Origin of the sequence: Flavobacterium hydrocarbonoxydans (assembly GCF_009789235.1) — a bacterium.
Taxonomy (GTDB): Bacteria; Bacteroidota; Bacteroidia; order Flavobacteriales; family Flavobacteriaceae; genus Flavobacterium; species Flavobacterium hydrocarbonoxydans.
In genome coordinates, this window is record NZ_WSTB01000006.1 from 290725 (window position 1) to 303264 (window position 12540).

Annotated in this window: 8 protein-coding genes; 7 read left to right on the forward strand and 1 reads right to left on the reverse strand. The window is 34.9% G+C overall.

The features are described 5' to 3' along the window. Positions 1 to 7: 7 nt before the first annotated feature. Complete coding sequence (locus GON26_RS13000) at positions 8 to 2440, forward strand: DUF5916 domain-containing protein (RefSeq protein ID WP_160375193.1); 2433 nt, start codon at positions 8 to 10, stop codon at positions 2438 to 2440. Between the two features lie 140 nt (positions 2441 to 2580). Further along, positions 2581 to 4098, forward strand: a complete 1518-nt coding sequence (gene gpmI, locus GON26_RS13005) for a 2,3-bisphosphoglycerate-independent phosphoglycerate mutase (protein ID WP_160375194.1) — start codon at positions 2581 to 2583, stop codon at positions 4096 to 4098. A gap of 454 nt (positions 4099 to 4552) precedes the next feature. Here the strand turns inward: gpmI and GON26_RS13010 are convergent, their stop codons facing one another. Beyond that, entirely contained in the window at positions 4553 to 5809 is a 1257-nt protein-coding gene (locus GON26_RS13010) for a DUF445 domain-containing protein (protein ID WP_160375195.1), read from the reverse strand. 211 nt (positions 5810 to 6020) lie between these two features. Here GON26_RS13010 and map point away from each other — a divergent pair, with 211 nt between their 5' ends. From map to GON26_RS13035, 5 genes are all read left to right on the forward strand, one after another. Continuing rightward, entirely contained in the window at positions 6021 to 6839 is an 819-nt protein-coding gene (gene map / locus GON26_RS13015; protein ID WP_160375196.1) for a type I methionyl aminopeptidase, read from the forward strand. A gap of 69 nt (positions 6840 to 6908) precedes the next feature. Beyond that, positions 6909 to 7313, forward strand: coding sequence for a GxxExxY protein (locus GON26_RS13020; protein WP_160375197.1), 405 nt, complete (start codon positions 6909 to 6911; stop codon positions 7311 to 7313). 41 nt (positions 7314 to 7354) lie between these two features. Continuing rightward, on the forward strand, positions 7355 to 8128 hold the full coding sequence (locus GON26_RS13025) for a class I SAM-dependent methyltransferase (protein ID WP_160375198.1): 774 nt from the start codon (positions 7355 to 7357) through the stop codon (positions 8126 to 8128). A 118-nt stretch (positions 8129 to 8246) separates the two neighbouring features. After that, positions 8247 to 11147: a DEAD/DEAH box helicase gene (locus GON26_RS13030; RefSeq protein WP_160375199.1), complete on the forward strand. Its 2901-nt coding sequence runs from the start codon at positions 8247 to 8249 to the stop codon at positions 11145 to 11147. An 81-nt stretch (positions 11148 to 11228) separates the two neighbouring features. Continuing rightward, positions 11229 to 12488: a type IX secretion system plug protein gene (locus GON26_RS13035; RefSeq protein ID WP_160375200.1), complete on the forward strand. Its 1260-nt coding sequence runs from the start codon at positions 11229 to 11231 to the stop codon at positions 12486 to 12488. Positions 12489 to 12540 lie beyond the last annotated feature (52 nt).

Below are 12540 nucleotides of genomic sequence, written 5' to 3' on the forward strand. Positions count from 1 at the left end.
AACTAAAATGAAAAACGTTTTTTTTATCGGCATACTTCTCCTTTCCGCTTTTTGGAGCTACGGACAAAAAAAGGTTCTGCAAACACAATCTATCAATCAACCGATTTCTATCGACGGAAAATTAGATGAAGAAGTTTGGAGAAATGCTGCTATAGCTTCAGATTTTGTAACTCTGGAGCCCGACAACGGAAAACCTATTTCAGAAAATAAAAAAACAGAAGTCAAAGTTGTATATAATAACGACGCCATTTATATTGGCGCCATGATGTATGATGATGAGCCTACTAAAATTTTAAAAGAAATTTCACAACGTGATAATTTTGGAACTGCGGACCTTTTTGGCGTTTTTATTAATGGTTTTAATGATGGTCAGCAGGATTTTATGTTTTATGTTTCGGCAGCAGATGTTCAGGGCGACTGTATTATGACCGATGCTAATGGTGAAGACTATTCCTGGGACGCTGTATGGAATAGCAAAGCAACCCTAACCGAGAATGGCTGGATTGTCGAAATTAAAATTCCGTATGCAGCACTTCGTTTTTCAAGTGAAAACAAACAAACCTGGGGAATTAATTTCTTTAGGGAAGTGAAACGCGACCGTTTTAAATATACCTGGAATTTTGTTGACTCCAAAATTGGAACTTTTACCCAACAAAGCGGAATTCTGGAAGGAATAGAAAACATAAAACCTCCTACCCGATTGTTTTTGATGCCTTATGCCTCTTATTATCTAAATGCAGCTGATGGCCTAAAAACATACGGAACCATGAAGGGCGGAATGGACATTAAATACGGTATAAATGATGCTTTTACGCTGGATGCCATTTTGATTCCTGATTTCGGGCAGGCCAAATACGACGATCAAATCCTGAATTTAGGTCCTTTTGAACAGCAATTCAACGAAAACAGAGCTTTTTTTACCGAAGGAACTGACTTATTCAATAAAGGGAATATGTTTTATTCGAGAAGAATTGGCGGAAAACCTTCGACTGAACCTGATTTAGAAAAAAATGAAAAAGTTATTGAAGAGCCACAAAGTGTAAATTTAATCAATGCCTTAAAAATTTCCGGAAGAACAAAAGGCGGATTAGGCGTTGGGATTTTAAATGCCGTAACCGAAAAAACATACAGCACTATCCAAGACACCATTACACTGCAAAGACGCAGGGAAGTTGTGGAACCTTTAGCTAATTATAATGTATTGGTATTGGATCAACGCTTTCGCAAAAATTCATCGGTGACTTTTATCAATACGAATGTGACCCGAAATGGAGAATTTAGAGACGCTAATGTTTCTGCTCTAGCCTGGGATTTAAACACAAAAGCAAACTCATACAACTTATCCGGAAATTTCAAATACAGTTCCATCAACGATATCGAAGATAAAGATGGGGTTTATGCGACGCTTGGTTTTGCTAAAACAAGTGGGAAATACCGTTATAGCTTCGGTTCGGATTTTGTTACCGAAGACTTTGATCCTAATGATTTGGGAATAAATTTTTATACTAATTATTATAATTTTTATGGAAATGCGAATTATAGAACACTAAAAAAGACCGAAAAACTCAATAATTTCAGGGCTAACTATAATATGTACATCGAGTACAACAAGTTTTCCGGACGAATTCAGGACAATAACATAAACGTTAATGCACATGTAACGACTTTAAAAAATAATTATTTCGGAATGGGACTTACCGTTTTTCCTTTAGAATCATCCGACTACTACGAACCTCGTGCCGACAATCGCTACGTGATTATTCCTAGAAAAATAGAATCTTGGGGCAGTATTTCGACCAATTACAACAACAAATTTGCTGTAGATTTTAATCCTTCAATATCTATTGCAGATGAACCTGGCAGAATGGCTTATGGCTTTGATTTAGGACCCCGATACCGTTTTAATGATAAACTTTTGATGACCTATACTTTTAGTTTTTTTAGAAAAAACAATAACAAAGGTTTTATCGACGATTATGATGAAGATGACAACGAAGCAACTCCAGAAACGATTGTTTTTGCTAATCGAAATGTTATTACCTACTCGAATACCCTTGGCGGTAAATATGCCATAAACAGTACGATGACGCTAAATTTATCCGTTCGTCAATACTGGTCGTATGCTGAAAATAAAGAGATTTTAGAACTTCAGCCCAACGGAACACTAACTGCTTTTCCTGAATATATCGAAAACAAAAATTCAAGTTTCTATTCCTGGAACGCTGATTTATCGTATTCCTGGTGGTTTGCGCCCGGAAGTCAGATTTCTGTTTTATATCGCAATAATGCTTCTAATTTCGAAAATATAATCGACAAGGAATTTAAGCAAAATGTAACAGGTTTACTCAATAATGATGCGTTAAAACATATTTTTTCTATTAGTGTAAAATATTTTATTGATACAAATGCTGTTAAAAATAAGATACGAAACCGAGCGTAGTCTGAATTAATTTTAAAAAATAAAGGCTTCTATAATTAAATTATTATTTTTTAGCAGTCTTCCTTTTATTAAACATAATTGTCACCCTGCTTTCTTGCTCATTTTATAAATGGTTTATCTTTGTAAAAAACTAAAAACTAATGAACAAGAAAGTAATACTAATGATTTTAGACGGTTGGGGAAAATCTCCTGACCCTAAAGTATCTGCAATAGACAATGCAAAAGTTCCTTTTATAAACAGCTTGTACCAAAACTACCCAAGTGCTCAGCTTCGTACAGACGGATTAAACGTAGGTTTACCTGAAGGACAAATGGGTAATAGCGAAGTTGGTCACATGAACCTTGGTGCCGGAAGAATTGTTTATCAGGATTTAGCCAAAATAAATTTAGCGGTAGCGCACCAGACACTTGCCAAAGAACAAGTTTTGGTTGATGCTTTTACGTATGCTAAAGACAACAATAAAAAAGTTCACTTTTTAGGATTAGTTTCAGATGGTGGCGTTCACTCGCATACTTCTCATTTACGTGGATTGATTGATGCTTCGCAAGAATATGGATTAGATCAGGTTTATGTTCACGCTTTTACAGACGGGCGCGATGTTGACCCAAAATCGGGTGCCAAATACATTCATGATTTAGAAGAGCACATCAAAGACACTCCTGTAAAAATTGCCTCGGTTATTGGCCGTTATTACGCAATGGACCGTGACAAACGCTGGGAACGTGTAAAACTGGCTTATGACTTAGTGGTTAATGCCATCGGAATTCCATCAAAAAATGCAGTTGCAAGTATTCTCGAAAGTTACGCTCACGATGTTACTGACGAATTTATCGCTCCAATCGTAATGGTAGATAAAGAACAAAAACCATTAGCCACAATTGTTGAAGGTGATGTTGTTATTTTCTTCAACTTCAGAACCGATAGAGGCCGTGAATTGACAGAAGCGCTTTCGCAGCAAGATTTCCACGAGCAAAACATGCACAAACTAAACCTCTATTATGTAACGCTTACGAACTACGACGAAACGTATCAAAACGTAAAAGTGGTTTACAATAAAGATAATATTACGGAAACCCTTGGTGAAGTTTTAGAAAAAGCAGGCAAAAAACAAATTCGTATTGCAGAAACTGAAAAATACCCACACGTGACCTTTTTCTTTTCCGGAGGAAGAGAACTTCCTTTTGAAGGCGAAACAAGACTTTTAAGAAATTCTCCAAAAGTAGCCACTTACGACTTACAGCCAGAAATGAGCGCTTTTGAACTTACTGCTGCCCTTGTTCCGGAATTGAACAAAGGTGAAGTTGATTTTGTTTGTCTGAATTTTGCCAATGGCGATATGGTAGGACACACCGGAATCATGGAAGCGGCAATTTTGGCTTGCGAAGCTGTTGATGCTTGTGCAAAACAAGTAATTGAAGCTGCTCTTGCTAACGATTACACCACTATTGTAATTGCCGATCACGGAAACTGCGAAACCATGATTAATCCTGACGGAAGCCCAAATACAGCGCATACAACGAATCCAGTGCCGATTATTTTAGTTGACAAGGATTTGAAAAACATTCAGGATGGTGTTCTGGGTGACATCGCTCCTACTATTCTGGAATTAATGGGTGTTCCGCAGCCAAATGCGATGACTTGTCATTCGTTGTTGTAGAAGAAAATCAAACCATATAAGTGATATAAGTTCATTTAAATAAAAAAGAGAGACATGATTGGTCTCTCTTTTGTTTTTAGGTCTTTCTTTTCATTTCGATTTCTGATTTCTACGATAAAACCAAATCTTTTTCAGGAGCTAATCCCGCTATCCGTTGCAATCTTTTGTGGCGAACCCCGCCACAAAAGGATTTCCACTTCTATCGGGGCTAGGGCAATCTTTTCCAATAAGAGCGTTTTAGTTTATTTTGTCATTTCTGACGGAGGAGACTCGAACGATAGTGAACAGACGAAGTAAATCTCCGTAAGTAGCTCCGTCACTAATAGTCAATCTTTGTCGAGTTTCTTGCGGAGATTTCTCATTCTTCGAAATGACAAAATTGCAGATAGAATAACTTTATAAACTCAAACTAGCTTATATTTTCTTATATCACTTATATGGTTTAAAATCAAAATCACATCACAAAATAATGATACGCCCACTCAACAGCATAAATTACAAGTCCTATTAATCCTCCAACAAGCGTTCCGTTGATTCTGATGTATTGAAGGTCTTTGCCTATTTCTAATTCCAGTTTTTCAGAAACCTCTTTCCCGTCCCAGCTTTTTACGGTTGACGAAATCAAATCTCCTATTACTTTTTTATTATTCAGAAGAACCGAAAGTAAATCATTTTTAATAAAATTATTGATTTTATCAACCATAACCGGATCTTCTTTAATTCCGTTTCCAAAATTCTGGATCAGACCGGCGATGCTTTTTTTGATAGAAGAATCATCTCCTTTTTCTAAGTCGTTACTTATCGAAAGTTTTACTTCATCCCAAATTCCGTTGATGTAATCCTGAACTTCTTTTTTACCTGCAAAACTTAGAATGAGGTTATTAATCTTGGTTCGCATCTCTTCTGAATGTTTTACCTGGTCCAGAAAGTCATACACATATTGGTCAATCTTAGCGCGAATCAGGCTTTCCGGGTCTTTGGCTTCATTCAGGAAATCGTACAATCCATTAAAAACACCTTCAGAAATGCTTTTATCGGCTAAGCCAAATGTCAAAAGCGGTGTTGATTCTTTTACTTTTTTTCGAATTAAATCTTTATTTTCGATCAGTTCATTACACAAAACATCCAGAATATTGGTCAGCATTTGTTCTTTCAAATGTCCTTTTTGCAAAGGTTCCAGCGCCAGAGCTACCCAATCTCCAAAGTTGATGGCTTCTAATTTTTCTTTAAATTGAAATTGAATAAAACGCTTGATATCTTCATCATTAATCGTTCTTAAAATTCCCGGAATTACATTTACGGCAATCAAATTGGCAACTTTATTAGCGTTTTGTTCTTCAGACAGCCACTCCGAAGCTTTTGTGGCAATATTGAATTCTTCGAGTTTAACTTCGAGTTTTTCGCGATTCAAAAATTCTTCAGAAACAAAATTGCCAAGGTTTTCTCCAATTTCATTTTTCTTTAATGGAATAATCGCCGTGTGCCAAATCGGAATTCCCAAAGGATGACGAAACAATGCCACAACCGCAAACCAATCGGCAATTCCTCCTACCATTGCTGCTTCGCTAAAAGCCTGCAACATCGGAATCTTAAAATAAATCGCAATTATAAAAAGCAATACCGCAATTCCTAAAAGTCCGAGCGCATTATTTTTCATGCTTTTCAAAGCCTTTTCTTTTGCGATATTCTCCTGATTGATAACTGGTTTCATAATTGCTAAATGTTTGCTTAGCTAATTTATGCCTTTTTTATTAAATAAGACTATTTATAATTATTGGTAAAAGTTAGCCACGAATTCACGAATTTTAATGTTTTAAAATTTAAGTGTACCGATTTTAGCTAAAATTCGTAAACTCGTGGCGAAAAATTATAGATGAAAATAATATTAAAATTGTACTTTTGCCAACTGAAAATCCGAAATTATGATTATTGTAAAATCACGTGAAGAAATCGAATTAATGCGCGAAAGTGCTTTGATCGTTTCTAAAACATTAGGAATGATTGCTTCTGAAATCAAAGAAGGAGTTACCACATTACATCTTGACAAATTAGCCGAAGAATTTATTCGTGACCACGGTGCTGTGCCTAGTTTTCTGGGTTTATACGACTTTCCAAACTCGCTTTGCATGAGTCCAAATGCGCAGGTTGTACACGGGATTCCGAATAATGTACCTTTAAAAAACGGAGATGTCATCTCGGTAGATTGCGGTGCTTTTAAAAATGGCTATCACGGTGATCATGCCTATAGTTTCGAAATTGGAGAGGTTGCTCCTGAAACTAAAAAGCTTTTACAGGTAACCAAAGAATCTCTTTACGTAGGAATCAGGGAATTTAAAGCTGGAAACCGCGTAGAAGATGTTGGAAACGCCATTCAGAAATATACGGAAGCTCATGGTTACGGAGTTGTTCGTGAATTAGTTGGTCACGGTTTAGGACAAAAAATGCACGAAGAACCTGAAATGCCAAACTACGGTAAAAAAGGCCGCGGAAAACTTTTTGTTGAAGGAATGGTAGTGGCCATTGAACCGATGATCAACATGGGAACCAGAAACATCAAGCAGCTAAAAGATGGCTGGACAATCCTAACCGCTGACGGAAAACCAAGTGCGCATTTCGAACACGACGTTGCCTTAGTAGATGGAAAACCAGAAATTTTATCGACGTTCTATTATATCTATAAAGCATTAGGAATCGAAAGCACTGAAGAAGACGAATTTAGAAAAGTGCCATTGGTATTATAAATTTATTCCACAGAGATTCACAAAGATACACGCCAAGATTCACAAAATTATTTATTTACAAGCCTTAAAATGTTTGAAGAAAACAATGAATCTCGTAATAGATTAGATGCAATTACATATAAAATTATTGGCCTAGCAATTGAAGTTCACAAACAACTTGGACCTGGTTTGTTAGAATCAGCTTATCAAGAATGTTTGTATTATGAAATAGTAAATGCCGGCCTAACTGTTGAAAGACAAAAAGTTTTACCAATTGTTTATAAAGACATAAAACTTGATCACGGATATCGAATTGATTTATTAATCGAAAACATGATTGTCATTGAATTAAAAACTGTCGAAGCATTTACAGATGTACATTTTGCACAAGTATTGACTTATTTAAAGTTAGGAAATTATCCGTTAGGATTACTTATTAACTTTGATTCAAAAATTTTAAAAAATAATATCAAAAGATTTATAAACACTTTGTGAAACTCTGTGTCTCCTTTGTGAAACTCTGCGAAATAGCCCCCATGAAAAAACTATTTAAACTAGTACTTAATACAATACCTCGCCCATTATTAATTCGTTTGAGTTATGTGGCTCGTCCTGTTTTGGCTTTGTCCTTAAAAGGAAGCAAATATACTGACCCTATTGATGGGAAAAGTTTCCGTTCGTTTTTGCCTTATGGCTACGGAAAACAACGTAATAATGTGCTTTCGCCAAGTACACTTTCGTTAGAAAGACACCGTTTGCTTTGGTTGTATTTAAACGACCAAACCGACTTTTTTACAGCACCAAAAAAAGTGCTTCATTTTGCGCCAGAACAGGCTTTTTATAAGCTTTTCCGCAAGCAAAAAAACCTTAATTACACAACAACCGATTTGTTTTCGCCTTTGGCAGATGTAAAAGCAGATATCTGTAATTTACCTTTTAAAGACAACGAATACGATGTGATTTTGTGTAACCACGTTTTGGAACATATTCCAGATGATACAAAAGCGATGCAGGAATTATTCAGAGTTTTAAAACCTGGCGGAATGGCGATTTTACAAATTCCACAAGACTTATCAAGAGCAGTTACGTTTGCCGATGATACGATTACAGACCAAAAAGAACGCGCAAAAATATTCGGACAATACGATCATGTTCGTATTTACGGCCGCGATTATTTTGATAAATTAAGAAGTATTGGTTTTATCGTAATCGAAGAAGATTATACTAATAAAATCACTCCTGAATTGGTAGAAAAATACTGTCTGGCAAAAGGGGAAATTATTCCGCTTTGCTTTAAACCGGAAAACTAATTTTTTCAACCATATAAGTTACATAAGTTCCTTTTAAAAGTTTTCAATTTATTATTATTTTGAAAACTTTTTAAGTTTAGAAAACTCCCAAAATTATAACCAAACCAAAATCCTACTCTTGGAAGCTACAAAATTATTTCAGTTTTGTTTTGATATCAGTTTTGAAAAAAACCTGAATACCTATATTCCCACAGCTTACATCGTTGAAGCTGTAGATGAGATTAAATATTTAAACAAAAAAGCAAGCACGGATGTACTGGAAAGTTTTGGAATTGTTTTTGAAAATTTAGATTCCAATACCAAAAAAATACTGACAGCTTGTGAATCTTTGAAACCTGAATTTATTTTCAGGAAATTCAGTGCCAAAATCAAATCAGCTAAAACCATTGCCGACCTGCAAAAAGATTCTAAAATTGATTTTGCAATTCGTCAGCATTTAAAATTCAATTTAAGTTCCTTTTACGATTTAATTGTGAAAGAACAATTTCCTCTCTCTTTGGATTTGGGAACTGAAAAAGACTTTTACAGATCCAGAGTCAATATCGAGTCTCGTGATTTTGAACCTCAAATTCACTTTGCTAAACATTCAGAAGGTATTACTTACACCCTTTCATTAAAAGAAAATAAAACTACATTTTCGCCTATGAATAGTAGTATCGTAATTCTTTTGGATGAACCGGGCTGGCTCATTATCGATAAGAAATTAGGACGGTTAAAAGAACTTAATTCTAAAAAACTGACTCCTTTTCTAAAGAAAAAATCTATTGAAATACCATCAAAATTGGTTGACAATTATTTTAAAAATTTTATTCCCGAAATAGCCAAAAAAATCGATATAGAAGCCACGGGTTTTGAAATGGAACTGCGGGATCAAATCATTTCGAGTACGATTCAGCCTGTTTATGATTTCTTTAAAAACTGTTATTACCTCAACCTTTATTTCGATTATAACGGTTATTCATTCGATGGCAGCAAAACTAAAAAAACACATACTTTTGTTGATTTCAGTATTGTTAATGAACCCAAAATAATTCAGTTTAAAAGAAGTGCCGTCGAAATTTTATATACCAAAAAACTACTTGAAATCGGTCTGGTAAAAATCAAAAATGAACTGTTTGGCCTGGATACCGACTTAGAAGCCAATGATCCGTATAGCAACATTCAATTGATTATTGACAATAAGGAAAAGCTTGAAAATTTAGGTTTTACCATTCAAAATCTTAAACTGGAAAGCAAAGAAATCATTACAGAAAACCACACTGTTTCGGCCTCAAAAGAAACAACCGGCGATTGGTTTGACATCAAAATCATTATTACTATTGGAAATTATAACATTAATTTCAGCGAAATTATTCCCAATATAAAAAGCAAGGAAAGGCTCTTTATGCTGCCTGACGGAAACTATTTTTTGATTCCGTTAGAATGGCTCAGCAAATACAGTTCACTGGCCAAACTGGCCAACACAGAAAAGGGAAATCTTCTTTTGCGTAAAAGTAATTTTGCTGCTCTGGATGCGATTCCGGAAATGAAAAACGATGTCATTCAAAAAGCAGAATATACCGCTTCTGATTTACTAAAAGCAACTTTGAGACCGTATCAGGTCGATGGCGTAAAATGGCTTTTGGGTCATTTTAATTCTAATTTAGGAGCTTGCCTGGCTGATGATATGGGACTTGGAAAGACATTGCAAACGTTAGCCGTTCTGGTTGCTGTTCAGGAACAATTAGGATTTACAACTAAAACCACGAATTTTGATTTGTTTCAAAATGAAACGACTATAGAAAGAGAACCTTTAAAAGCGCTGATTGTTCTTCCTTCTTCGCTAGTTTTTAACTGGTACAACGAAGCTTCAAAATTTGCACCGCATTTTTCTAAAATGCAATATGTGGGTAATGACAGAAAATTATTAGCCGGCAGATTAGATTCGACCGACTTAATTTTTACCAGCTACAGTGTTGTTCATCGTGATATTTCAATTTTAGAAAAATACGATTTCCGTTATTTAATTTTGGACGAAAGTCAATACATTAAAAATAAAAATTCTAAAATTTTTAAAGCCATCAATAAAATAAGTACCGCTCATAAAATTGCGCTAAGCGGTACTCCTATCGAAAACTCCCTAGACGATTTATGGTCACAGATGCAATTTATAAATCCGGATATTTTGGGAACTTATACTTTTTTCGCAGAAAACTTTAAAATTCCGATTGAGAAAAAACAGGACGAAAATAGTTTAGCCGAATTAAAAAATCTTATTCAGCCTTATATTTTGCGACGAACCAAAGAACAGGTTTTGAAAGATTTACCCGAATTGACCGAACAGATTTACTATTGCGATATGGATCCTGAACAGGAAAAATTATATGAAAAAGAAAAATCTAAAGCGCGTAATTTTTTACTAAAAACAGATGGATCCAGCCCGGACAAAATTAGCATTATCAACACGCTGATGAAGTTAAGACAGTTGAGTAATCATCCAAAAATGATAGATCAGGAGTCAGAAATTGATTCCGGAAAATATATGGCTGTCACCAATTATCTGGAAAATCTAGTAAAAGGAAAACAAAAAACGATCATTTTTAGCTCGTTTGTTACTAATTTGAATTTTTACACGACCTGGTGTAGGGAAAATAAAATACAATTTTGTGAGATTACAGGTGAAACTCCTGCCAATAAAAGAGAACAGCAGGTAAATTTATTTCAGGAAAATGAAGAGCCTCTATTATTTTTTATTTCACTTAAAGCGGGTGGCGTTGGCCTGAATATCACCAGGGCTTCGTATGTTTTGTTTCTGGATCCGTGGTGGAATCCTTTTGCTGAAAAACAAGGTGTGGGAAGAGCGCACAGAATAGGACAATTAAACAAAGTAAATGTCATCCGGTTTATTTCGAAAAATACAGTCGAAGAAAAAATAATCAAACTGCAGGAGAACAAAAAGCTGCTATCGGATTCGCTTTTAGAAGAAAGTTTTGTCAACGACGAAATCGAAGTTAATTTAGAATACATTTTGGGTTCCTGATAAATTGTTTTCAAAACCAATAAAATGGCTTCTTAATACGTTTATAAAATTGTTATATTTACAATCTTACATCGTGAAAATATGCCAAAATTTTTATTTAAAAGTCTGTTGTTGCTTTTTATTTTTGCTTCGGCGAATGCCCAGGAAGTACAAACCGAAATTGCTCCTCCTTACAATATAAAAGCCGTTTCCTTTATTCAGAATGGAAGTAATGTTGTGCCTGTTTTTGAATTAGGCAGCGATTTTAAATTTCAGTTTGACGATTTATTTGCCAATGAAGCTAATTATTATTTCGAAGTTATTCATTGCGATTATAACTGGAAACCTTCAGATATAACCAAACAGGATTACATCAGAGGACTGGACAATCAACGAATTATAGATTATTCGAATTCGTTTAATACACTTCAGGGGTATTCCCATTACAGGCTTTCTTTCCCTAATCAATTTACTACACAATTGCGTATATCGGGGAATTATATGTTGCGAATTTTAAATGATGACAGAGAAGTTGTTTTTTCAAGAAAATTCATTTTATACGAAAATCACTGTACCGTTGCCGCTCAGGTGAAAAGAAGCCGAAACCTTAGTGATATTGATTATAAACACAATATAGATTTTGCGATAGCTTCAAATGACATCACTTTTCAGAATCCTTTGAAAAATGTAAAAGTATTTTTGTTTCAAAACGGAGACTTTAATACTTCCATAAAAAACATTGTTCCACAATATACTTTAGGCAATCAATTGGTTTATAAATATAATGACGAAACACAATTTTGGGCAGGAAACGAATATTTGTATTTTGAAAACAAAGACATTCGTGCCGCCAATAACTTTGTTGCTAAAGTGGGCTATAACAGTGCTATTTACAGCAGCTATTTATACACCAGTGCTGCCCGGGCTAACCTAATATACACACTCAATCAGGATGTTAATGGTAATTTTGTAGTCAAAAACATCAATGGCTCTGATAATGACATTGAAGCGGATTATGCCTGGGTCTATTTTAGTGTTTCTGCTCCTACTTTTAGATTAAATAAAGACATTTACGTTACCGGAATGTTCAACAATTACAATTTAATCCCTGAATACAAAATGGATTACAACGAAGAAAAGGGCATTTACGAAAAAGCTGTACTTATTAAACAAGGTTTTTCCAATTTTCAGTTTATGGTAGCAGATAAAAACGGAAAGGTCGATTACGAGAATGCCATCGACGGAAATTTTTATCAAACCGAAAATGAATATACCATTTTGGTTTATTACAAAGAAAGTAACGACCGATACGAGCGCTGTATCGGAAAAGGAAACGCTAACTCCATCAATATCATCAATTAAAACATTGTTAAAAGGTTTTCGAACCAATCGTTTTTTTTTGTAAGTTTGCATC